Consider the following 22,424-nt stretch of genomic DNA (forward strand, 5'->3'; position numbering starts at 1 on the left):
TTAAACCTCTCGGGTGTCCTGTTTTCACGTTAAACGTGAGGAAGTATTATTTCAGGTTCTCAATTCGTAACATCTGAGGCTTACCAGAAGTTACTTTTTCAGCAGCAATCGCATCCAGAGCTTCGCGCACAGCCAGTTCAGTGGTCTCATGCGTGATAAGGATAACACTTCGCGGTGCTGCAGGATCGCTTACACCATCCTTATCATTTCTGGAATGCGGTCCACGTTGGACAATAGACTCAAGTGAGATCCCTTTGTCCGCCATACAGCGCGCAATTGTGGCAAAAGTACCGGCTACGTCCAACACAGCCAGACGAATGTAATAACCACCTTCATGCGCTCGCATACGCGCTGGAACATAATCTGCAAGTGTTGTCGCAGACTGACTAAACACCGGCAGAGCAACATCACGTGCAATATCGACAAGATCGGAGATCACAGAGGATGCTGTTGCATCACCACCAGCACCCGGTCCAACCAGCACCACTTCGCCAACTGCATCACCATCAACAGCAACAGCGTTCAGCACACCATCAATGCGAGCGATTGCAGAAGACTTCGGCACCATAGTCGGGTGCACACGCTGCTCGATCCCCGTATCAGTGCGCTGAGCAACACCCAGCAGCTTGATCCGGTAACCCAGCTCATCCGCAGCGCGAATATCAGCCGTCGTAATGGAAGTGATCCCTTCCACATAGATCGCATCGGCATTCACTTCACAGCCAAACGCAAGGCTGGTCAGCAGAGCAAGCTTGTGCGCGGTATCAAAACCTTCAATGTCAAAGGTCGGATCAGCTTCGGCATAACCAAGGCGCTGCGCATCAGCAAGACACTCAGCAAACGACAAGCCTTCCTGCTCCATACGCGTGAGGATGTAGTTACAAGTGCCGTTCATGATGCCGTAAACACGGGACACATCATTGCCCGCAAGGCTCTCACGCATGGTCTTGATAATTGGAATACCACCAGCGGCAGCGGCCTCATAGTTGAGGCTCACACCTTTGGCTTCTGCAAGGTGTGAGAACGCAACCGCATGCTTCGCCAAGAGCGCTTTGTTGGCTGTGACGACGTGTTTCCCAGTCTCCAGCGCAGTGCGAACACTCACCTCAGCAGGACCGTCTTCACCGCCAATCAGCTCCACAAAAACATCAATCCCGTCAAACTTGGCAAGTTCAACGGGATCTTCAAACCAGGTCAATCCATCCAGATTAACACCACGATCTTTAGAGCGACTGCGAGCACTCACAGCCACTACTTTGATAGGTCGGCCACATCGATTGGCAAGAACATTCGCCTTGGCCTCGAGGATACGCACCAACGAAGCACCGACGGTTCCTAGACCAGCAACGCCAACTTTCAAAATATCAGTCATAAATACCCAGTATCTGTAGGTGGGCGGGCGCCTAAGCGCCCGATTTACTCAATTCCTCAGAATTGCTGCCCGCGTCTTCAAAAAACTTCCGAATGCCACGTGCGGCCTGCCTGATACGCTGTTCGTTTTCAACCAGACCGATACGTACAAAACCTTCACCGTGTTCACCGAAGCCGATTCCCGGAGCAACCGCCACATCTGCCTTTTCAATAAGCAGCTTGGAGAACTCCAAAGACCCTAGATGTTTGAACTGGTCTGGAATTGGAGCCCAGGCAAACATGGATGCTTCTGGAGCAGGAATATCCCAACCAGCGCGTCCAAATGAGTCGATCAGCACATCACGGCGCTTCTTATAGATCTCGCGAGTTTCACGAATGCAGTCATCTGATCCGTTCAGCGCAGATGCAGCTGCCACCTGAATTGGAGTGAACGCACCATAATCCAGATAGGACTTCACGCGAGCAAGAGCCGCAATCAGACGTTCATTACCAACTGCAAAGCCCATACGCCACCCCGGCATGGAGAAGGTTTTGGACAAAGAGGTAAACTCAACAGCAATATCCATTGCTCCCTCTACCTGCAGGATGCTTGGAGGAGGAACATCACCAAAGTAGATTTCGGAGTACGCCAGATCAGAAAGCACATAGATTTCGTGCTTACGCGCAAAGGCAACCACATCACGATAGAAATCCAGATCAGCAACACTTGCTGTCGGGTTCGCTGGGAAGCACAGAATAATTGCAATTGGCTTCGGAATGGAATGGACCACAGCCCGCTCCAGAGCCTCAAACAGCTCAGGACCCGGAGTTGCCGGGATAGACCGCAGTGAACCACCTGCCATCAGGAAGCCAAATGCATGAATTGGATAGGATGGATTAGGGACAAGCACCACATCGCCCGGCGCGGTAATCGCCTGAGCCATGTTGGCAAATCCTTCCTTGGACCCCAGTGTCGCAACAACTTGCGTATCTGGGTTTAGCTTTACACCAAAGCGACGCTCATAATAGCCAGCCTGTGCCTTACGCAATCCCGGGATCCCTTTGGACGCGGAATAGCGATGTGCGCGCGGGTTCTGAACAGTCTCCACCAGCTTATCGACAATATGTTGCGGAGTAGGCAAATCTGGGTTGCCCATACCCATGTCGATAATATCGGCGCCTGCCGCTCGCGCTTTGGCTTTCAGACGATTGACCTGTTCAAAGACATATGGCGGGAGCCGGCGTGTCTTGTGAAAGTCGTCCATGACGCGAGCCTCACTTTCTTCAGTTTAGCGTTTCAAGCTATATTTTGATTTCTGTTCAAACTTGGTCCCGAGTCATTTCAGCCAAGTTTCCACGGCCTTTTAGCAGGTGCGAACATTTTTCGCATCATTCATGAGGGATAAAACCGACATTTTTTTAAAGTTTTCAAAGAAGATGTGAAACTTTAAATCCAAAGAAAAAGCCGCAGAATTCTGCGGCTAACAACGGGATCTACAATTTCAACTTGAGAAATTAGACGGCTTTCACACAAAATGCACAACTAAAGGTGCATTCGCCACATGAAAAATGCGGCGAAAGATTATTGCGCCTGCACATCCTGAGATTGCTCAGCCTGCTCACCAGCAATCGTTTTCAGCTGTTCGGCACTGGACTCAAAGCTCCCACCGAGACCTGCCCTGCGCTTACTCTCAGAGGAGATCGCAAGCAGATTGGCTTCAGAAGCCGCACGCTGTTCTGGGGAAAGCAAATCGCTGGAAACTTCTGGCGGCAGTTCAGCCACACCAGTCTGCTTTGCGCCGTTGCCTTTTTCGATGGCCTCGTAAACCGTCAAAGATTCGCCAAATGCACAACCGCCAACAAAACCTGCCAGCACAACTGCACAGCAAACCCGTTGAAACTTAAGCAACATCTGGAACCTCGCGTTTTATCTGATGACGACACAAAAGCAGCGCACATAACTTTATTAAAAATGCACTTAGCAGTTGCGTCATCCGTAGTCCACATATATTACCCTGTTAACAACACATAGTTTATTACTCTAGGGCAGTTGTCATTTACTGAACACAGAACACGATATACTCAAACCATAACCGATAAATATTAAGAAGAAATACTATTATAATTCGGAGTATTCCGAGTTTTCCTCAAGAGTTGAACTCATCCATAAAACTTAAGAATAACCCAAAACTTCTCACAGTTCCGCAAGAGCACTTTACTTGCTAAATACCTACTAAGAATCCACCTAAGGACTAAGACAATCAGCATGGATTTTCACGTGCCTGTCAAAATTCTTAGGGATATACTCATTATGCCGTTTTTGTAGGCTAAGACACCGCCCCATTACGCATGAGTGTATGTGGCATATTTTTGAGCACGATCACGCACACCAAATACTATTGGGTCTGGCGAGTATTAATCAGACACCAGATACGAGGACTGAGCAGGCAAATGACCGGTGAAGACACCAATCCAATGTTGCAGTACATCCTCAATAATCCTGAGGAGTTTGCCAAGAACCTCTCCGAGATCGCCGAAAATGGCGGCAAGGCTCTGGCAGCCTATCTGGAGCCTCGCGAAAAAGGCGAAGCAGCATCCGGTGGCACCGAAGAACTCAACGCAGTGGTAAAGACACTCGCTGAGGTCGGCAATTATTGGATGAAAGACCCTTCCCGCGCCATAGAAGCTCAAACCAAGCTCTGGTCTGGATATATGAACATCTGGAACTCCACGCTCCAGCGCATGGCTGGAGAGGAAAGAGAACCAATCGTCGTCCCCACCAACACTGACAAGCGCTTTAAAGACAGTCAGTGGGACGACAACAACTTCTTCGACTTCATCAAGCAGATGTACTTGCAGACGAGCAACTGGGCTGAGGAACTTGCCGAAGGCGCCGATGAACTGGATGACCACACGCGCCATAAGGCGGGCTTTTACATAAAGCAAATCTCCAATGCCATGTCGCCGTCCAACTTCATCCTCACCAACCCGGAGCTGCTGCGCGAGACCATGTCGTCCAACGCCGGCAATCTGGTGAAGGGCATGAAGTTGCTGGCGGAAGACATCAAGGCCGGACACGGAGACCTGCGCATCCGTCAGACTGACCCGGACAAGTTTGAAGTTGGCGTGAACGTTGCAGTCACACCCGGCAAGATCGTAGAACAGAACGATGTTTGCCAGCTGATTCAATACACACCAACGACAGAGACCGTTCTCAAACGTCCGCTCCTTATTGTTCCGCCTTGGATCAACAAGTACTACATTCTTGATCTTAACAAGGAAAAGTCGTTCATCAGATGGGCTGTGGATCAAGGCCACACTGTCTTTGTAGTCTCGTGGATCAATCCGGATGAGACACAGGCTCAAAAAAGCTTTGAACACTACATGCGAGACGGCATTCTCAACTCTCTGGAACGCATTCGCAAAACCACCCAGCAGACGACCGTCAACGCCATCGGTTACTGCGTCGGCGGCACTTTGCTGGCTGCTACCCTCGCCTACCTTGCAAAAATTGGTGAGCAAGATCGCATTGCATCCGCAACCTTCCTGACCACTCAGGTGGATTTCACCTATGCAGGCGACCTGAAGGTGTTTGTGGACGAAGAGCAGATCGAAATTCTTGAACATCGCATGGGCGAGAAAGGATATCTGGACGGCTCCAAAATGGCGACGGCCTTTAACATGCTGCGCTCAAACGACTTGATTTGGCCTTATGTCGTCAACAATTATCTGCGCGGTAAAGATCCATTCCCGTTTGACCTGCTCTATTGGAACGCGGACAGCACACGCATGCCTGCCGCCAACCACTCCTACTACCTGCGCAACTGTTACCAGAAGAACGCACTTGCGAAAGGCGAAATGGAACTGGCCGGGCAAAACCTCGACCTGAGCGATGTCCAGATCCCGATCTATAATCTGGCAACAAAAGAAGACCACATTGCACCTGCAAAATCCGTATTCAAAGGCTGCGGATGTTTTGGTGGTCCCGTGGAGTACGTTTTGAGTGGCTCTGGCCATATCGCTGGTGTCGTCAACCCGCCATCCAAAGAGAAATACCAATACTGGACAGGAAGTAAGCCGGAGGGTGCTCTGGAAAACTGGATGCAAGATGCATCTGAAACCCCAGGGTCATGGTGGCCACACTGGCAAAAATGGATTACATCTCAGGATGATAATCAGGTAAAAGCACGCAAACCGGGCGCACGCCGCACAAAAATTTTGGAAGACGCCCCAGGCAGTTATGTTAAGGTGCGCATATAAAGAGAACACGCAGTGAGTCTGCTCGATGCCACGCTTGTTCTCAAGGAATAAATGGAGGACAACGTGGCAGGAGATCCTAAGCTATCACAAATGCAACCGCGGAAGATCGGCGGCTGGGATCCTCGACATGTTCGGCACCTGAACACACAAAGCGCTGCCCTCACGCGCATGAACAAGCCTAAAAACCTCTTGGCAAGAATCCTTGTGCTTCCTGCCTTGCTTGCACCTCTGTGGTATCAACCAGCGCTCGGCTGGTTCTGGGCATTAGCCCTTTCACTTGCAGCTGTTGCATGGGTTTGGGTCATTCCACCCTTTGGCAAAAAAGCAATTGGCGCAAAAACTTGGCTGCAAAAAGCGATGCTGGGTGAGAGAATGTGGCTGAACCGGATGTTTGTTCCAGTTCCAGCCCCTTATCATCAAAAAGCACTCGCTCTTCTTGTCATCGGACTAATCGCAGTTGGCACAGCGATCTGGGCAGCAACCACCAACAATCTTCCGCTCATGCTTACGGGTGGCATCCTCGCCTACCTCGCAAAGCTCGCCTCACTGTTTGTGATGGTGAAAGTCTTCGAGCATATGAAAAATGCCCATCCACTCTACAAGAGCTGGCGAAACATTCCAGTCAACGACAACAGCCTGAAAGCAAAAGCGAGCTGAGTCTTAGTCGGCCAACAAGGGCGCACCATAACCGTCTTGCTTTGTAGAAATAGGCGACTCACGCCCCTGTTCTGAAACAAACCAGTAATCTGCTCCGGAAAGTTCCGGTTGGGTGACCACATATCCCGGCAACTTCATAAAGGCGATTAAGGCATCTTGTTGCTTTGCGTTATGATTGTGCTCAACGCATAGGAAGTCAAACGTCCTGCGCGAAAAATCGATTCCCTTGAGAACTTCCAGCTCAGTACCTTCCGTATCAATAGATATAAAGGGAATGTGATCGGGCACATTGTGCTGAACCAGAATATCCTCAGTCCGAGCAATAGGAACTTCAATCTCGCGCCCGGGCTTCGTTCCTTGGCCTACAACGGAGAGCATCCCAGAGTACTCCGAAGTATCAGCACAAAAGAAGCGAAGTGCTCCCCCTCCCGAACTCCAAGCCGCTCTCTTATCCAAATCAGCGTCACGCCTTGAGCAAATCTGCTCCCAGCAATCTGGATTGGGTTCCACAAGCAAACCAGACCAACCCAATGCCCTCTCAAAAAGGAAGCTATTGGAAAGGTGCGTTCCATCTCCAACGCCTATTTCTACAAAAAAACCTTTTTGCTTCTCGTAGAATGGAAACTGTTTGAGGAAATGCAGCTCCTGAAAGCGCTGAGCACGGCAATAGTAAAAGTACTTCTCACTCAACCGCGCAAACTGCTCATCACCCAAGCCAACTTGCAAAAACTCTTCCAATCGCCTCATGTTGGAAAAGCCCTTATGCTCTTTCAGATAAAGCACTCTCGAAGCACTTAGGTTTTTCTTATCCAACCGCAAAGCAAGACGAGCCAGCGTCCCACTTCGTTTGTGCGGGGCAAGCCCCATTAGGAATGCCGACAAGAACTTTTGCGACCACCGGATCAATGCACATCCCCACCACAGTTTCGCACAAACGTGGCAGGTAAACCCCAGCGCAACAACTCTGCAATTTCACCCACGGCAAGACAGAGAGCCCAAACACAAAAAGGGCCGCCAAATGGCAGCCCTCTCCGTAAAACTGTTTCCAGTATCGCGTATTAGCGCTTGGAGAACTGGAAGGAACGACGAGCTTTACGCTTACCGTACTTCTTACGTTCAACAACACGGCTATCACGAGTAAGGAAGCCTTCTTTCTTCAGAACCGGACGCAATGCTGGCTCGTAGAAAGTAAGTGCTTTAGAGATACCGTGACGAACAGCACCAGCCTGGCCGGAAAGACCACCACCAGCAACAGTTACGTTGATGTCGTACTGGCCATCACGCTCGGTGAGCATGATTGGCTGACGCAGGATCAGCTGAAGTACTGGACGAGCGAAATACTCAGCGTACTCTTTGCCGTTTACAACGATTTTACCGGTGCCTGGCTTGATCCATACACGAGCGATAGCGTCTTTACGCTTACCGGTTGCATATGCACGGCCTTGTGCGTCGAGCTTCTGTACATGTACAGGAGCTTCGTTCTCGGTAGGGGCGATTGCGCCGCCCAGTTCCTCAAGGGACTGTAGCTCAGACATAATTAACCCCTCTTCGCATTTTTAGGATTCATGGCTTTAACGTCTACCACTTCTGGAGACTGGCCATCATGCGGATGTTTTGCAGCAGCGTAAACACGCAGGTTACGCAGCTGTGTACGGGAAAGAGGTCCGCCTGGCATCATACGCTGGATAGCCTTTTCCAGAACGCGCTCTGGGAAACGACCTTCGATCAGCTGACGTGCAGTGCGCTCTTTGATACCGCCAGGGTAACCAGTGTGCCAGTAGTACTTCTTGCTCTGATATTTTTTACCAGTCAGTACAACTTTGTCTGCATTGATAACGATTACGTTGTCGCCATCGTCGATATGTGGTGTGTAGGTCGGCTTGTGCTTGCCGCGCAGACGGTTTGCGATGAATGCTGCCAGACGGCCAACAACAACGCCTTCTGCGTCGATCAAGATCCACTTCTTGTCGACCTCAGCCACTTTAGTGGAATGAGTCTTCATAAGATCTACCGTAGTTTTGACGGTTAAAATTCTTGGGAGAAATTCGTTCAGGCCCGAAAGAGCAGCTAAACGTGATAGCTCCGTGTAGGAACGGGTAGATACGCGAGCTTGAGCACAACGTCAAGAGCAAAAAAACACACGCCCAAGCAAATTAATCAACAAAATCAAATAGATACAAAATGGGTATTATAATACCACACTTTTTCCGCATGAATCTGAGGTTTTTGCACCTCAGGAAACACCGGCAGCACGTGCAGCAGTCAAAATAAGGTCATCTACCTGCAATTCATAGAAGACCCAGTTGGCGCTGTAACAGCTGACATAATAACCAAGACCAGCAAGTGCCACACGATATTCGCGCAAATTAATGGGTGTAAAATGAACCGGATAGAAAAACCGCCAGCGACTTCGGGTCAGGCGTGTCGTCAACGTGGCATTTGCCAGCAGCAGATTGAAGAACACCAGGCTCACGAAGACAATTGGATCACCAATAAAGGCCGTATCCAGATAGAACATCGTCTCGCGGAATTCAGCAAAGACCCGAGGCTCACTGACCACATAAAGATCAAAGAACGCAGGAACAGCCAGAATCAAAAGGATATTCAGGGCTAGAAAGCCAATATAGCCGATCGTGGCCAATAGAGTTCCGAAACGGAGTGGTACCAACAGGAAATCAAAAATGAAACCGAAAAACGCACGATAGAACACAAGCCTGCTCCCCCACACGCCGTCTTCTCAGGTCTCCCATCCATCAAAAAACGGCCTTTGGCTTTAGTCCCTGAATTTTAAGTGGCTTTTTACTTTTGGATCAACAGACAATTCAACTTTCAGGCAAATTTAATTCAAAAGTTTCAATAAGCTGAGGGTTTTAGGCACTTCAACGCAGTGTCGTCTTGTAGAGCACATGCTTCATACATTGGATAACATGGGATGAACACATTTCCGTGCGGAAATCATCGAATCGATTGTTCAATCCAAAGTTGCTTTTCTCAGGTATCAAATTTTCAGATGCACCTCCCCTTTCTCTTTCTAATTCCGTCCTTGTTCATAAAACCTGCCCTTGCAGAAAATCCACCGGTCCAGATCATCATAGACGTCAGCACCACCACACCTATGAGCGGAACTGCAACAGTCACATTTCCAGCTCCACAAGGCCTCAGGTTACTGAAGCCCCGCACCATTCGAGGGGATGCAAAAACGCCACCAATTCAGTTCTTCTGCGACGGAATTCAAAAGGCATCCATTACCTATGGAAAGCAATTATCATGTCGTGAGTTGCAATGGACTGTCACCTTCCAGAATGTGCAAACCGCCCCTCACGCCATTGCAAACCAGCAAAACCTCTACTCTCCCTCTGGATGGTGGAGCTTAACGGAGTGGGATGACATTCCTCGCTTCGAAGGTATCTCTGCAACAGAGATCTGCGGCAAAGTCCTTAACAAGGCGCAGGCAATCAAATGCAGCGCCCTGCCCACCCAAAACGAACCACCACTGATCCTTACATGGGGCAAGACCACCAAAACACTGGAAACCGGACAAACAACGCTCACGCTGTTCAAAGACGACCCGACTTCAGCCTTGAAAGCAGAGAACCTGCCCGCTCTTCAACAACAACTTGCGTATCTGAAAGCGTTGCTTGCACCCGAGGAGCGCACACCAAACAATATCGATCTCGTGTGGGTCGCAATTAACAAGAAGCTGGGGCAAATAGCTGGAGCTGCTGGCAAACAAGCGTTCCTTGCCAATTTTGCAGTAACCGATGGCGCAGCCACAGACGACAGCATCGCCAAACTTCATTGGGTCTCCGGCCACGAACTCTTTCACTTGCTGGCAACCCAATCTTACCCACTCTGGATATCTGAAAGTCTTGCTCAATATTACGGCTACAAATCACTGGAGAAAGCTGGTTTACAATCAGAAACTCCGATGGAGCAATGGCAAAACTTTCAAGAGCGCTACCCTCACGCAGCAACAGGCCTTTATGAAGCCCACACCAAAGTAACGCGCGACAATAACCCCAGCTACTACCCTCTCTTCTATATGAAAGGCGCTGCATTCTGGCAGGCAGTTGATCAGAAATTGCAGAAGGCAGGAACATCACTCGATAAGGTTCTGCCTCAAATAGAAGCCGCAGCAGCAAATGATGCGGCATTATCGTCAAGAACAATCGGCCTCCTGAAAACTACGCTTTCGGAGCAAGTCGTTTCAACGCTACAACAGCAGTACCTCCACTAAGCGCATTGCAGGTTCCCATGATCACACAGGATTCATTTCAGTATCAGCAGCTCAAAAGCATCAGGCACCGTCAAGATGGAACCCCATGCGCAGTCCGGTCCCGCGGCAAGCAGACGGATGTCGCGCTCACAAAGTGCGAGTTGAACCGTTTCCCATCAGAGTTGTTGCATCATCATTCCTTAAGAAGCCTCTATCTGGGACAGAACCCAATCAGCGAAATACCGCAGGCCCTATCCGGCCTTCAGGCGCTAAGGGAACTCTACATCTACGGATGTAAGCTGACACAACTGCCCGACAGCCTCTGTGACTTGCGAAATCTGGAGATCCTGGACCTCAGCCATCAAGCATTGAAGTGTCTTCCGGAAAAGTTAGGAGCTTTAAAGAAACTGCGTGTGCTCTATGCAAGCAACACCGTCATGACGCAACTGCCAGAGAGCATTGGTGATCTGTCTGCACTGGAGTATCTCGGCTGCACCGACAACACCATTACACATCTCCCGGAAAGTTTCGGGAACCTGCAAAATCTGAAGGAGCTAAGGCTCTACGGCAATGGTTTGCGTGTATTACCCTCGCACTTCTCCAACCTCTCATCCTTACGAGAAGCTTATTTGCGCGACAACGCCCTCACAAAGCTTCCTGAGAATATAGACGAATTGCATCAGCTCGAAGTGCTGGACCTCCGCAACAATCAAATATCCCAGCTCCCAGAAGATATTGGAGATCTTCCCAATCTCTATCAGTTGGACCTCAGGGCAAATCCATTGGAAGAACTGCCCGCCAGCATGAGTAACCTGAAGAACTTGCGCAAGCTGGATCTGCGCTGGACACGCCTGACCAAAGAACCGGAGTGGTTTGAAATCCTGCGCGAACAAGGTACGTTGATTTACCTCTGAGCGGCAAAGTACCCCTGAAAAACAGTGGTGGCGATCCACGCCCCACATCTTACCATGGGGAATGCATCGCTATCTCTTACTCACCCTATCGCTTTTGTTGCTTTGGACCTGGAATGTCCAAGCTCAGGAAAGCAAGTTCCGCAAACGTCCTCGCAGTCTGTTTAAACAGCCGGACTGTTATTGCACCAACCGTGGCCTGCGGATTGAGCTGGGTGATTTTTCCTGTCTGTATGTAGACGGCACTGCCTATCTGGCCCAATGCCAAATGGCACTCAACAACCCCATGTGGCGCAAAATTCAGGATGGATGCCCAACCACGCAGTTGGACAACAAACAGCACGCATCCTATCCCTTGAACGACGCCGGCGGGATGGAGTAAGTCGCGGTAGCATGGGCAATCAGATCACCGCTCCCTTCACGTGTAATTTCGCAATCCATAACAACAAGGCGTTTGCCGCCCTTCAGGATGCGACACGTGGCGATCATCTCACCAGCTTCAGCTTTACGTAGGAAGTTGATATTGATGTTGGTGGTCACAGCAAGCGCATGCAGCCCCATATTACCCAGCAGAACCACATAGGCTGCATAGTCAACCAGAGCCATCAACGAAGGACCGGAAACAGTACCACCAGGACGCAAATGTACGTCCCCGGCCTTGAGCCTGACAATTGCTTTTCCCGGTAGAATTTCATCGATGAAATATGCACGACCTAATGCGTGCATCTGCGGAAATGCCTTGTCCAGAAATTCCGTCAGTTCTGCCGGACTAAACTTAACAGCAGGCGCCGCCACCTCACTGGTCATGAAGTCCCTCCTCCTCATGCAAGCCGACATACTGATATATGGCTCCATGATTTACCAGCTGAACAAAAGTTCTAAACCGTTGCGCTAGGCTCAAGTTTTGTTCACTCTGTGATTTAACACTTAATCATGGCCCGATAGCCTGCTAAAGGCATCTTAACGACTATTTTCAGCACTATGGAGAACCATTATGTCTGACGCAGACACCACCAAAGATCAAAACGAAGCAGAACGCCCGATGCTTGGCAAACTGCTGCACAATGGTGTTCAGCGTATCGTCATGCAGCGCCCTGAGCGTATGAATGCTCTGTCCATGGCCATGATGAAAGAGCTCTGCACCGCGCTGGATGAAGCCGCAGCAAACCCGGAAGTGCGCGTCGTTTTGCTTGGCGCTGAAGGCAAAGTCTTTTGCGCAGGCCACGACCTGAAAGAACTAACCGCAGCACGCGCGCAAGCAGATGGCGGCAAAGTTTTTTATCAGCAGACATTCGATCAATGCGCTGAGCTCATGCAGAAGATCGTGAACCTGCCAAAGCCAGTCATCAGCGTTGTAACTGGCGTTGCAACAGCAGCAGGCTGCCAGTTGGTCGCTTCCTGTGATCTGGCACTAGCACTGGATACAGCCACCTTCTGCACCCCAGGCGTTAACATCGGCCTCTTCTGCTCCACCCCAATGGTAGCCCTTACCCGCAACATTGGCCGCAAACAGGCCATGGAAATGCTTTTGACTGGCGAAAGCATCGACGCCTCCACCGCAAAGGAATACGGCTTGATCAACCGCGTGGTGCAAGCAGACTATCTGGAAGTCGTAGTTCAGAAATACGCTGAAGTGATTGCATCAAAATCAGCCCTTACCGTCAAAACCGGCAAGGAAGCCTTCTACAAGCAAGCCGACATGCCATTGGCAGAAGCGTATGCCTACACCTCACAGGTTATGGCAGAAAATATGCTGGCCAATGACGCAGAAGAAGGCATCAACGCCTTCCTTCAAAAGCGCACACCGGATTGGAAAGACAGCTGATCAAGATGTAAGGAGCAGCCCAATGACAGCCGGGTTTTCAAAAAGATCACTAGCTCAAAAGCTAGGCCTGAAACCCGGTATGCGCTGCTGGTGGTACAACATGCCACAAACCGTTTCCGATGAAATTGCAGCAGGAGTTGACGATCTGGTCCTCCTGCCCGCACTGGAAACTGGTATCAGTGCTGCCCATATCTTTGTAACAGGTCAAAGCGAACTGTCAGAATTGCTAAGTAAGCTGCGCAGAACACTGGATGCAGACGGCATGATCTGGGTGTCTTGGCCTAAGAAAGCATCCAAAGTCCCTTCAGAGGTGACAGAAGATACGGTTAGAGAAGTTTGCTTGCCTATGGGGCTGGTCGATATCAAGGTTTGCGCAGTTGACGCTGTCTGGTCCGGTCTCAAGCTTGTTATTCGCAAAGAGCTGCGTGAAGAGCACAGACAAATGCAGCTGGCGGCCAATGAAATTGCAGAAAGTTGATAAGAACATGAACCACGATCATTATTCAGACGACTACATTCAGGACATCCTGAAAAGCACCAAGACAATCGCGCTGGTCGGCGCCAGCAACAAGCCGGAGCGTGCCAGCTTCCGCGTGCTGGGCTACTTGCTGGAGCAAGGCTACACCATTTATCCAATCAATCCCGGTCAGGCAGGCACCGAAATAGCCGGCGCAAAAGTCTATGCGTCCCTGACAGACCTTCCAGAACCCGTCGACATGGTCGATGTCTTCCGCAATTCAGAAGCAGCGGCTGGTGTCATCGATGAGGTAATCGCTCTGCCAACGCTCCCCAAAGCAATCTGGCTTCAGCTGGGCGTCAGAAACGACGACGCAGCCGCGCGGGCAGAAGACAAGGGAATCAAAGTGGTAATGGACCGCTGCCCTAAGATCGAAATCCCACGTCTGGCATCAATTACAGCCAGCTAAACACTCCTATCAGGCGCTCTCGATACCACGAACATTGAGAGCGCATCCGATAAATTAGAACGATTTTCCAATCCCACCAAGCAGACGCGAACAGAATTTCAAGCATCAAATAGTCGGCAAGTTGCTTGAGCTTTCTGCAAGAGTGAAGAGTGCTCATCTTTTCATCTGAGCTTGCCAACCTCCGGTTGCCCCCTCATAGTTCCTAGCGGGAAATTATATAAATTTCAGCAGAGAATGACGCGCCTGTTCCAAGGGATTGCAAACCATGCACCTTGCGCAGAACCGTTCCATCCTGCAAGCGCATTGAAAGGACTGCCTTATGAGCGATCACACCCCAGGCTTTGATACCCTTGCAATTCACGCAGGCGCGAAACCAGACCCAACCACAGGCGCGCGCGCAACACCAATCTACCAAACCACATCTTTCGTGTTTGAGGATGTAGACCACGCTGCGTCCTTGTTTGGCCTGCAAGCATTTGGCAACATCTATACCCGCATCACAAACCCAACCACCGCTGTTCTTGAAGAGCGCGTGGCAACATTGGAAGGTGGCACTGCAGCTCTGGCTGTGGCATCCGGCCACGCCGCACAACTTCTGGCCTTCCACGCTCTCATGACACCCGGCTGCAACATCGTCGCCTCCAAGCGCATGTATGGCGGCACCATCAACCAGCTCAACCATTCTTTCAAAAGCTTCGGCTGGGATGTGAAATGGGCAGAAGGTCTGGACGCACAAAGCTTCGCAGACCAGATCGACGAAAACACCCGTGCCGTCTTCATTGAAAGTGTCGCTAATCCAGGCGGCGTTATCATGGATATCGAGGGCATCTCAGCAGTGGCCAAAGATGCTGGCATGCCTCTTATCGTCGACAATACGATGGCAACCCCATACCTCTGTCAGCCGATTAAGCACGGCGCAGACATCGTGCTGCATTCCCTGACCAAGTTCATGGGTGGACATGGCAACTCCATGGGCGGCGCCATTGTTGATGCCGGCACATTCGACTGGGCGGCCTCCGGCAAGTATCCAATGCTGACCGAACCCCGTCCAGAATACAACGATATGCGACTGTTTGAGACCTTCGGCAACATCGCTTTTGCGATCTGCTGTCGCGTGCTCGGCCTGCGGGATCTCGGCCCTGCTATCTCTCCACAAAATGCCTTTATGCTCATCACAGGCATCGAGACACTAGCACTGCGCATGCAAAAGCATTCTGACAATGCCTTGAAGGTCGCTGAGTTCCTCCAGAGCCACTCAGCTGTCAGCTGGGTTTCCTACGCAGGCCTTGCCAATGACCCATTCCATCAGGCACATCAGAAATACTGCCCGAAGGGTGCAGGCGCTGTCTTCACCTTCGGCCTGAAGGGTGGCTATGAGGCAGGCGTTGAACTGGTAAAAGGTCTGGAGCTGTTCTCTCATCTTGCCAACATCGGTGACACTCGCTCACTCGTAATCCATCCAGCATCGACAACACATCGCCAGCTGTCTGACGCTCAAAAGACAGCCGCTGGAGCGGGCCCTGATGTTGTTCGCCTTTCCATCGGCATTGAAGATGCTGCCGATATCGTCGCAGACCTGAAACAAGCCCTTGAAAAGGCATAATACCTATATATTTCAATGCAGTATGATTGATAAATGAATCAATCTGCAAGCGGCGATCACATAACAAGAAAAGGCGCTCACAAGGCGCCTTTTTCGATTCCACATCAAACACTTAATCAGACGAACTGAATCATCTTCTCAATGCAGCTTCTTTCTCACGGCGAAGCAGACAAACCTGCTCGACGGCAAGCGCCAGAACGATAAGAGCCATCGCCTGATGCGCCAGTGCGCGATCCATCTGCACCATGCCAAGCAACGTCACAACACCAAGGAACACCTGAATAACAATCGCCACCATGAGCCAGCTGGCATTGCGCTTCAGTACGCCCTCTCTGTTGCCGCGCATCAGATAGAACCCCTGCAGAAACACAGCAATCACCAGCACATATGCAATCATGCGATGCTGGAATTGCACCATCATCACATTCTCAAAAAAGTTGATCCACCAAGGAGACATGACAAACAAACCTGATGGTATAATCTGTCCATCCATCAGCGGCCAGGTGTTAAAGGTCAACCCAGCATTGAGGCCTGCGACCAGTGCTCCGAGGAACAGCTGAAAGAGCACCAAGGCAACAATGCCATATGCACCAAACAAACCATCACCAAAAACATTCCAGCCTTCACGCTCAAGCTCTGGACGCCGCTTTAGAACGCCAGCAAGATAATAGAGGTAAGCAAACAGAATACAGGCCACACTCAAGTGCACAGCAAGACGGTACTGGCTCACATCCACACGGTTCACAAGACCAGAAGCAACCATCCACCAGCCAATCGCCCCTTGCAATCCACCCAGCAGGAACGCAACGACAAGCCGCGGCTTAAGCCATGAACGAACCTGCCCTCGCGCCCAAAACCACACAAGCGGGATAAAGAAGAACAGCCCGATCACCCGGCCCAGCAGCCGGTGTCCCCATTCCCACCAAAAGATCGCCTTGAATTCGCTAAGCGTCATGCCCTCATTGAGAAGCTTGTATTGGGGGATTTGTTTGTATTTCTCAAACTCCTCCGTCCATTCAGCTGCACTCAGCGGCGGAATTGCACCATGTATTGGCTTCCATTCAGTGATGGAAAGACCGGATTCTGTCAGACGAGTCGCCCCGCCAACAACAACCATGGCCAAAATCAAGAAGCAGATAAACAGCAACCACACACGAATTTGCCTGCGGTTGGAAAGGTCTTGAGCAGAAAGATCTGAACTGTAGAACGGAGTAGACATGACACCTATTCGAAGAATTCGTTTGCCCCTATATATGTCAGATCAGCAGCCAAATCAGGAAAAATACGCAGATTCTCACAGCAGTCTAGACAAATTACCTAGATTCTTCGGGTGAAAGTCAGCCGCGCAATAGCACTGGTGTGTCATAGACTTAGGGAACACAAAAGCGGATCTGCACACTGTAAATTGCAAATTCCCAGCAAGATCCTCTTGAAAAATATATGCATTTTGAACTATGGCTTGCGCGGAAAAGAAAGGCCCTACGCAAAGAGGCTTTCAAGGAGAACTCTATGGTTTCGCCATTTCGCCGTTTCATCGGCATGGTATTTCTGGTCACTTTTGTTCTTGTCTATATCTTCCTGGCAATGGTCATTGGCGATATGACAATGGCGGGCAAGCACTGGTCTATTAAGCTTATCTTTTTTGCAATTGCTGGTTTGATCTGGGTGGTCCCGGCAGGATTGATTATCAGCTGGACCTACAAAAAGCGCTAAGACCAAAAGGCTCTGGCACAGACCAAAGCTTAAGCCCTTCTCAAAAAAGACCGGACGCGCCTCACTGCGTAATAAGCCGCAAATGCTGCTCCGGTCAGATACACATCAACCATTCTTTGGTGTTGATGTAATCCATTCAATGAGACGCGCGGCAAATGATAGCGCCGGTTGAGACTATCAGCACCCAAGGTTCCCGGTTGCGTCGTCACAGCCGCCGCAAAGCCCAACTCCTCGGCCACACTCTCACAGCGTTCGTCAACCGCTTCAGCAAAGCCATAGGGATACGCCAATACCGTCGGCGTCTTGCCAAGCTGCGCAGTCATCTCCTCCAACCCTGCCTGAATATGCTGCCGGATGTCGTCTCTGGTTGAAAGGCGCGCCAACATCGGATGAGTGTCCGTATGTGCACCTAGGCTTACCAGTGGTTCCTGTGAGAACGCGCGTAGCTCGTCAAAGGACAGAATAAGCTCACAGCAAAGTGCGCGCCAATCCAATTCATAACGCTCTGCAGCCTCACGAATGACTGCGCGCTGCTCAGCTTCTGGTACTTCGCTGATCAACATGCAGCGCGCTGATATAAACGCGGCCTCTTTTTGCTTCAAAGAGGTACAGTCATAATCAAACTGCTTATCTTCATATCGGAATGAGACGTAGTCATTCTTGGCAATAAGCTGTTCTATGATAATCCACCACAGCTCAGAGTTATGCTTGCTGTATTCGCTGCTAATAAAAACAGTGAAAGGAACATTGAGTTCTTTCAGCACAGGAAAGGCCACATCCCGGTTATCTTTATAGCCATCATCAAAAGTCAGAACCGCAAACTTCTGAGAGCATTGCCTTTTGCTTTGAAGCCGTTCCAAAGCATCATCCAGTGAAATAAACTCGTATCCCGCCTGCCGAACCTGAATAACGGTTTTACGCAAAAATTCTGGTGTAACTTCAAGCAGTTTATTAGGCTGAAAGGGCCCGGTTGTTTCAGGTAGAACACGATGAAGCGTAAAAATAATGCCATCACCAGCGGTCATGTTCCTGAATAATCTGGCAGGCCCACGGCTACTTAAAAAGTAGCTGGCGTAATCAATAAATAAATGCTTGAAGGACTTCCGCACGGAGACCCCCTAGTTCCAAACCGAATATTTCTCAAATTGTAACTGGGAATTATTTACGATTAATTTCAATTTGGGTTGCTCTACCTAGTTAGATTTGAGATTCATTAAGAGCTTGGAACTAATATTTCCTTGTATTTTATTTAGGGCATTTTTCAATGGCACTTCCACAATCCACGTCAAACAGCGAGCGCTCTAACCGTGCTGATTGTAATAACACGCTGGATTTGAATAAGCTTTCTTTTCAGATCATCTCAGATGCAGACTTGTCAAAACTACGAAATGATTGGCTCATTCTGGAAGCATCTGGTAATGGAAGCGCTTATCACGCTTATGAATGGTGTAAAAGCTGGGCAGAGCATGTTGCCCACTCAGAAAGAGCCACCACACTGATTGTTGCCGGATACATCGGCGGAAAACTCCACGTCCTGCTACCTCTCGCTCTCCATCAGTGCCACCTTGCAAAAACCGCCCGATGGCTCGGAGAGGAAATCTTCAACCAGAACACGGGCTATTGGTCTCAAGAGCTATTACAAGCTCCGCAGGCACATTTTCTCCGCCCTCGTCTGGTCGCAACCCTCAAAGCATGGGGCGTTGATCTCATCCACCTTGGCAACATGGCAAGTCATGTGGGCGCCTACGACAACCCGTTAATCTGTTTGGATGACACCACGAGCACCAATGCAATCTATCCGTTTGAGCTAACAAGCCCTGCGGAAGAATTCGTCAAAGCAAAACGCTCTAAAGGTGCCCGCAAAAAGCACCGCAGTAAACTTAGCAAACTTCAGTCACTGGGAACGCTCAGCTTCACGGCTGAAATCACAAAAGAAGGCGCAGCCGCTGCCATTGATGCCATGATAAGGCAGCGAGAACTCCGTCAGGCTGAGACAGGCATTCCAACCGCCTTCGCTCTTCCCAACTACCAGTGTTTCGTGCGTGAGGCCTTCACAAACCTTTCGCAAGACGACAGCCCATCAAAACCGGTGATTTACAGCCTGAAGCTTGATGATGAGATCATCAGCACATGCCTCAGTCTTAAGTCTGGAAAACGTGTATATTGCTACTGCACCTCCATCATTAATGGCGAACTGATGCGACATAGTCCCGGCGAGTTGCTCATGCAGCACGTCATTGAGGACATGTGCAATGAAGGCATGGAGATCTTTGACTTTGGACTGGGCGAAGAGCGTTTCAAGCTGGCATGGGCTGAACCAGAACACTTAAAGGACTGGATCGAACCACTCACTTTCAAAGGAAAGCTCGTCGCAGCTCTCGAAAACGTCATACTCAGCTCTAAGCGCAAACTCAGAAACAACGAGCGTTTTTGGCAGCTTTACAGGCGTGTCCGTGGAACTTTCGCTCGCATGCAGCACTAAGCTCACTCAGGAAATATTAAAGTAAGTGGCTGCTCTTACGCTGCCATATCAACCTGCAACCAAGCCGCAGCTTCATTGCTGACCACTCGCTCCACCTCAACGGGTGCCTTGGTGTGCTTTTCAAGGATGGTCAGAGCTTTTTCCAGTTCAGGGCCAGCAGGTGACCCGTCAGTCGCAATAATTACGCGATCCGCTTCAGAAAGCATCTGCGCGCAAATCAAACTCGGTTCGATGAGACCGAGATCAGCCACGATTACGTCATACGTCAGATCCAGGGCTTCCATGATGAGATTATAGCGCCCGCCATAAACCACTTCATCACGAATAGGCATGACACCTGATTGTATCACATGCGCACGGGAAACAGGATCGCGGTGGATTACGTTCGTAAAGGCCGCCTCGCCTTCCAATAACTCTGCAAAACCCGGCTTCAACGGATCATCAGAACCCTCTTCAGCTTGACGCACATCCCCAACTTCTTCAAGCGGCGTTTCTTTGAGGATGGACTGAGCCCCTTCACCGCCTTCAGACCGCACCTCGACGACCACAGGCATAATACCGCGCTCGGCAATCTTGCGCGTACAGCTTAGGGCAACGCGTGAAGACAGGCTTTCATCCTCAACACTGAGCACAACCACACGGCCAACCTTTGCCAGCTGATTGGCGTTATCAGCCTTGACTTCTTTTAGAGTAATTGACGAAACCTCAGCACTTGCTTCTTCTTCCTCAAACTCCTCGTCAAACTCTTCTTCTTCGCGTGCTTCGTCATGCTCTTCTTCAGAAGCTTCATCCCCAGCAAGCTCAGTCGTTTCCTCTTGAGGCTCTTCCTCCTCTGAGGTGTCCTGCTCCTCATCAGACTTATCTTCCTCTTCAACAAAGGAAGGCTTCAGCTCAACAGGAGGAGCGGCAACAGCATGGCTGCGGGTCGTTGCATCCACCACGCTTTCAAGCGCGTTAGAGGTTGCGGTACCTGTCGCTTCTTTCGGATTGGCAGCAGGTGCTGTTGGCGTAGAAAATGTTTCGCGGCGTAAAACTTCACCAGCAATCAAAGCACGTGCAATCACCCAGAGGCAGCCGAGGAAGAACGCGGCAAAACCTGCAATCGCAGCAAGCGCAGAAGGCTTCCGGCCAGACAGCTCACTTGGCACAGACGCACGCGAAATCACACGGGAGTCAGCATTCAGCACACCAACACCCTGCAACACTTCGGCTTCGCGCAGGCTCACAAGCAACTGGTTCAGCTGCTCTTCTTTGGAGCGTGCTTCTCGCTGCAACTCCTGCAAACGAACCTGATCAGCGCCCGAACGGGCAGCTTCTACCTTCAGTGCATTCACCTGCTCATTGAGCGCGAGGTAACGATCCTGAGCAATCTTGGCATCATTCTCAAGACCAATAACAATCTTCTCCGCCTCAGCACGGATCTGACGATCGTACCCACGCAGCTGGGAGCGCAGTGCTTTGATCTGTGGGTGATTTGGCAGGAGCGTAGTTGAAAGCTCCGCAATACGATTTTCCAGCGCCAACTGACGCTCACGCAAGCGCTGGATCAAAGACGAAGCCAGAACCTGCGTTGCAGTTTCCAAAGACCCACTATCCTCCAGCAAGGATCGGATCTGTCGCGCCTGAGCTTCAGCCTGCGACTTTGCCACGATGGCGGAAGAAACCTGAGAGTTGAGCTCGGCCAGCTGCTGTTGGTTTAGCGTCCTATTTTCGGACCCAAGCAACAGGTCTGCTCCCGCACGAAACTCCGCAACGGTCTTTTTCGCAGCCTCAACTTCGTTTTCGAGGCGCGCAACCTGCGGCGCAAGCGCATCAGCCGTGTTATTGGTCACCGCGCGCTTCGCATTATCCTGCAGCATGCGATATTCGTTGATCACCGTGTTAGCAACACGCGCTGCAAGCTCAGGATCTTTGCTTGTAAAACGCACTGCGATAACGCGGGATCCGTCGACCTGATACACATCCAGATTGCTCGTGAATTTGTTCAGCAGCCGCTCTGCTTCACTCATCTGACCAGATGTCGGCTCAAGCCCAACACGGGTCATCAATTGATCAACAAGACCCGGTTTGCTTTTGGCTGCAAAAACACTGTTGTTCGCAAGATCAAGTGTTTGCACAACGTGGCGCGCCAAATCACGCGACTGTAACAACTGTACTTGGCTGGCAATGCCTTCTTTATCCAGCAGAGATCGTTCCTGCTCGCTGTTACGGATTTGGCCTGGCAGGATAATTTTGGCTGTATCAATGAGGACTTTGGATTCGCTTGTGTATTTGGCAGTTTGCTTGCTGGCCAGGTAGAAAGTGCCGAAGGCGATCAGCGCTGCAAAAGGGATCACCCAAAGGAGCCCCTTAAACACTTTTTTGAACAGCACGCCCATATCAAGAAAGACATCTTCTTGCGGCACAGCCCACTTCCCCACTCAATACAAAGCCCGAAACAATTTTCAATCACAAGAATGCATAGACAGGGTAACCAAGTTA

The 22,424-nt window shown here is 50.4% G+C and carries 22 protein-coding genes; 11 read left to right on the forward strand and 11 right to left on the reverse strand.

The window, feature by feature from the left end; all coding sequences use genetic code 11:
* Positions 1-46: 46 nt before the first annotated feature.
* The 3 genes from PsW64_RS25100 to PsW64_RS25110 all read right to left on the reverse strand — a co-directional run bounded on the left by PsW64_RS25100 (position 47) and on the right by PsW64_RS25110 (position 3,262).
* A complete protein-coding gene (locus PsW64_RS25100; RefSeq protein ID WP_063305390.1) occupies positions 47-1,372 on the reverse strand; it encodes a homoserine dehydrogenase in 1,326 nt (441 codons plus the stop codon).
* A 31-nt stretch (positions 1,373-1,403) separates the two neighbouring features.
* Positions 1,404-2,615, reverse strand: a complete 1,212-nt coding sequence (locus PsW64_RS25105; RefSeq protein WP_063305391.1) for an LL-diaminopimelate aminotransferase — start codon at positions 2,613-2,615, stop codon at positions 1,404-1,406.
* 317 nt (positions 2,616-2,932) lie between these two features.
* Positions 2,933-3,262 (reverse strand): hypothetical protein, encoded by a 330-nt coding sequence (locus tag PsW64_RS25110; protein WP_208981015.1) that lies wholly within the window; start codon positions 3,260-3,262, stop codon positions 2,933-2,935.
* A 539-nt stretch (positions 3,263-3,801) separates the two neighbouring features.
* On the opposite strand from PsW64_RS25110, the gene PsW64_RS25115 reads away from it, so the two are divergent.
* Both PsW64_RS25115 and PsW64_RS25120 read left to right on the forward strand, forming a co-directional pair.
* A complete protein-coding gene (locus PsW64_RS25115) occupies positions 3,802-5,610 on the forward strand; it encodes a PHA/PHB synthase family protein (RefSeq protein ID WP_063305392.1) in 1,809 nt (602 codons plus the stop codon).
* A gap of 63 nt (positions 5,611-5,673) precedes the next feature.
* Positions 5,674-6,267 (forward strand): DUF6653 family protein, encoded by a 594-nt coding sequence (locus PsW64_RS25120; protein WP_208981016.1) that lies wholly within the window; start codon positions 5,674-5,676, stop codon positions 6,265-6,267.
* 3 nt (positions 6,268-6,270) lie between these two features.
* On the opposite strand, the gene PsW64_RS25125 is transcribed toward PsW64_RS25120, so the two are convergent.
* The 4 genes from PsW64_RS25125 to PsW64_RS25140 form a co-directional block, all read right to left on the reverse strand.
* Positions 6,271-7,014 carry an FkbM family methyltransferase gene (locus PsW64_RS25125; protein WP_244277360.1) on the reverse strand — a complete coding sequence of 248 codons (744 nt, stop codon included), beginning with the start codon at positions 7,012-7,014 and terminating at the stop codon, positions 6,271-6,273.
* Positions 7,015-7,325: 311 nt separating this feature from the next.
* Positions 7,326-7,802 carry a 30S ribosomal protein S9 gene (gene rpsI, locus PsW64_RS25130; RefSeq protein ID WP_057464395.1) on the reverse strand — a complete coding sequence of 159 codons (477 nt, stop codon included), beginning with the start codon at positions 7,800-7,802 and terminating at the stop codon, positions 7,326-7,328.
* 2 nt (positions 7,803-7,804) lie between these two features.
* A complete protein-coding gene (gene rplM / locus PsW64_RS25135) occupies positions 7,805-8,269 on the reverse strand; it encodes a 50S ribosomal protein L13 (RefSeq protein ID WP_063305393.1) in 465 nt (154 codons plus the stop codon).
* A gap of 231 nt (positions 8,270-8,500) precedes the next feature.
* Positions 8,501-8,977 carry a hypothetical protein gene (locus tag PsW64_RS25140; protein ID WP_208981018.1) on the reverse strand — a complete coding sequence of 159 codons (477 nt, stop codon included), beginning with the start codon at positions 8,975-8,977 and terminating at the stop codon, positions 8,501-8,503.
* Positions 8,978-9,310: 333 nt separating this feature from the next.
* On the opposite strand from PsW64_RS25140, the gene PsW64_RS25145 reads away from it, so the two are divergent.
* From PsW64_RS25145 to PsW64_RS27820, 3 genes are all read left to right on the forward strand, one after another.
* Positions 9,311-10,504 carry a hypothetical protein gene (locus tag PsW64_RS25145; protein WP_208981019.1) on the forward strand — a complete coding sequence of 398 codons (1,194 nt, stop codon included), beginning with the start codon at positions 9,311-9,313 and terminating at the stop codon, positions 10,502-10,504.
* Between the two features lie 17 nt (positions 10,505-10,521).
* A complete protein-coding gene (locus PsW64_RS25150; protein ID WP_152986775.1) occupies positions 10,522-11,397 on the forward strand; it encodes a leucine-rich repeat domain-containing protein in 876 nt (291 codons plus the stop codon).
* A gap of 61 nt (positions 11,398-11,458) precedes the next feature.
* Positions 11,459-11,776 carry a hypothetical protein gene (locus PsW64_RS27820; protein ID WP_082596998.1) on the forward strand — a complete coding sequence of 106 codons (318 nt, stop codon included), beginning with the start codon at positions 11,459-11,461 and terminating at the stop codon, positions 11,774-11,776.
* Here the strand turns inward: PsW64_RS27820 and PsW64_RS25160 are convergent.
* Positions 11,743-12,201, reverse strand: coding sequence for a PaaI family thioesterase (locus PsW64_RS25160; protein ID WP_057464390.1), 459 nt, complete (start codon positions 12,199-12,201; stop codon positions 11,743-11,745). The two genes, PsW64_RS27820 and PsW64_RS25160, sit on opposite strands and share 34 nt — an antisense overlap.
* Positions 12,202-12,388: 187 nt before the next feature.
* On the opposite strand from PsW64_RS25160, the gene PsW64_RS25165 reads away from it, so the two are divergent.
* The 4 genes from PsW64_RS25165 (at position 12,389) to PsW64_RS25180 (ending at position 15,748) form a co-directional block, all read left to right on the forward strand.
* Positions 12,389-13,219, forward strand: a complete 831-nt coding sequence (locus tag PsW64_RS25165; RefSeq protein ID WP_057464389.1) for an enoyl-CoA hydratase — start codon at positions 12,389-12,391, stop codon at positions 13,217-13,219.
* A gap of 22 nt (positions 13,220-13,241) precedes the next feature.
* The gene (locus PsW64_RS25170; RefSeq protein WP_057464388.1) at positions 13,242-13,697 is read left to right on the forward strand and encodes a DUF3052 family protein; all 456 of its coding nucleotides are present in this window, start codon (positions 13,242-13,244) and stop codon (positions 13,695-13,697) included.
* Positions 13,698-13,704: 7 nt separating this feature from the next.
* Positions 13,705-14,145: a CoA-binding protein gene (locus PsW64_RS25175; protein WP_063305455.1), complete on the forward strand. Its 441-nt coding sequence runs from the start codon at positions 13,705-13,707 to the stop codon at positions 14,143-14,145.
* A gap of 319 nt (positions 14,146-14,464) precedes the next feature.
* Positions 14,465-15,748: an O-acetylhomoserine aminocarboxypropyltransferase gene (locus PsW64_RS25180; protein ID WP_063305395.1), complete on the forward strand. Its 1,284-nt coding sequence runs from the start codon at positions 14,465-14,467 to the stop codon at positions 15,746-15,748.
* A gap of 130 nt (positions 15,749-15,878) precedes the next feature.
* Here PsW64_RS25180 and PsW64_RS25185 read toward each other — a convergent pair whose 3' ends face one another.
* Positions 15,879-16,967, reverse strand: a complete 1,089-nt coding sequence (locus PsW64_RS25185; RefSeq protein WP_063305396.1) for a COX15/CtaA family protein — start codon at positions 16,965-16,967, stop codon at positions 15,879-15,881.
* Between the two features lie 290 nt (positions 16,968-17,257).
* On the opposite strand from PsW64_RS25185, the gene PsW64_RS25190 reads away from it, so the two are divergent.
* Positions 17,258-17,461, forward strand: a complete 204-nt coding sequence (locus PsW64_RS25190; RefSeq protein WP_063305456.1) for a DUF2842 domain-containing protein — start codon at positions 17,258-17,260, stop codon at positions 17,459-17,461.
* A 29-nt stretch (positions 17,462-17,490) separates the two neighbouring features.
* Here the strand turns inward: PsW64_RS25190 and PsW64_RS25195 are convergent, their stop codons facing one another.
* A complete protein-coding gene (locus tag PsW64_RS25195; RefSeq protein WP_208981021.1) occupies positions 17,491-18,570 on the reverse strand; it encodes a polysaccharide deacetylase family protein in 1,080 nt (359 codons plus the stop codon).
* 155 nt (positions 18,571-18,725) lie between these two features.
* Between PsW64_RS25195 and PsW64_RS25200 the strand changes: the two genes are divergently transcribed.
* Complete coding sequence (locus PsW64_RS25200) at positions 18,726-19,943, forward strand: GNAT family N-acetyltransferase (protein ID WP_063305398.1); 1,218 nt, start codon at positions 18,726-18,728, stop codon at positions 19,941-19,943.
* Between the two features lie 35 nt (positions 19,944-19,978).
* Here the strand turns inward: PsW64_RS25200 and PsW64_RS25205 are convergent, their stop codons facing one another.
* Positions 19,979-22,348, reverse strand: a complete 2,370-nt coding sequence (locus tag PsW64_RS25205) for a GumC family protein (protein WP_063305399.1) — start codon at positions 22,346-22,348, stop codon at positions 19,979-19,981.
* Positions 22,349-22,424: the final 76 nt, after the last annotated feature.

It is taken from the genome of Pseudovibrio sp. W64 (assembly GCF_001623145.1).
Lineage (GTDB): Bacteria > Pseudomonadota > Alphaproteobacteria > Rhizobiales > Stappiaceae > Pseudovibrio.

Excerpts from the sequence above, each read along its gene's own strand:
- PsW64_RS25115 (WP_063305392.1), top strand. The coding sequence starts at position 3,802 with ATGACCGGTGAAGACACCAATCCAATGTTGCAGTACATCCTCAATAAT.
- PsW64_RS25190 (WP_063305456.1), top strand. The coding sequence starts at position 17,258 with ATGGTTTCGCCATTTCGCCGTTTCATCGGCATGGTATTTCTGGTCACT.
- PsW64_RS25110 (WP_208981015.1), bottom strand. The coding sequence starts at position 3,262 with ATGTTGCTTAAGTTTCAACGGGTTTGCTGTGCAGTTGTGCTGGCAGGT.
- PsW64_RS25180 (WP_063305395.1), top strand. The coding sequence starts at position 14,465 with ATGAGCGATCACACCCCAGGCTTTGATACCCTTGCAATTCACGCAGGC.
- PsW64_RS25150 (WP_152986775.1), top strand. The coding sequence starts at position 10,522 with ATGATCACACAGGATTCATTTCAGTATCAGCAGCTCAAAAGCATCAGG.
- PsW64_RS25170 (WP_057464388.1), top strand. The coding sequence starts at position 13,242 with ATGACAGCCGGGTTTTCAAAAAGATCACTAGCTCAAAAGCTAGGCCTG.
- PsW64_RS25160 (WP_057464390.1), bottom strand. The coding sequence starts at position 12,201 with ATGACCAGTGAGGTGGCGGCGCCTGCTGTTAAGTTTAGTCCGGCAGAA.
- rpsI (WP_057464395.1), bottom strand. The coding sequence starts at position 7,802 with ATGTCTGAGCTACAGTCCCTTGAGGAACTGGGCGGCGCAATCGCCCCT.
- PsW64_RS25185 (WP_063305396.1), bottom strand. The coding sequence starts at position 16,967 with ATGTCTACTCCGTTCTACAGTTCAGATCTTTCTGCTCAAGACCTTTCC.
- PsW64_RS25165 (WP_057464389.1), top strand. The coding sequence starts at position 12,389 with ATGTCTGACGCAGACACCACCAAAGATCAAAACGAAGCAGAACGCCCG.
- rplM (WP_063305393.1), bottom strand. The coding sequence starts at position 8,269 with ATGAAGACTCATTCCACTAAAGTGGCTGAGGTCGACAAGAAGTGGATC.
- PsW64_RS25200 (WP_063305398.1), top strand. The coding sequence starts at position 18,726 with ATGGCACTTCCACAATCCACGTCAAACAGCGAGCGCTCTAACCGTGCT.
- PsW64_RS25175 (WP_063305455.1), top strand. The coding sequence starts at position 13,705 with ATGAACCACGATCATTATTCAGACGACTACATTCAGGACATCCTGAAA.
- PsW64_RS27820 (WP_082596998.1), top strand. The coding sequence starts at position 11,459 with ATGCATCGCTATCTCTTACTCACCCTATCGCTTTTGTTGCTTTGGACC.
- PsW64_RS25105 (WP_063305391.1), bottom strand. The coding sequence starts at position 2,615 with ATGGACGACTTTCACAAGACACGCCGGCTCCCGCCATATGTCTTTGAA.
- PsW64_RS25100 (WP_063305390.1), bottom strand. The coding sequence starts at position 1,372 with ATGACTGATATTTTGAAAGTTGGCGTTGCTGGTCTAGGAACCGTCGGT.
- PsW64_RS25125 (WP_244277360.1), bottom strand. The coding sequence starts at position 7,014 with ATGAGGCGATTGGAAGAGTTTTTGCAAGTTGGCTTGGGTGATGAGCAG.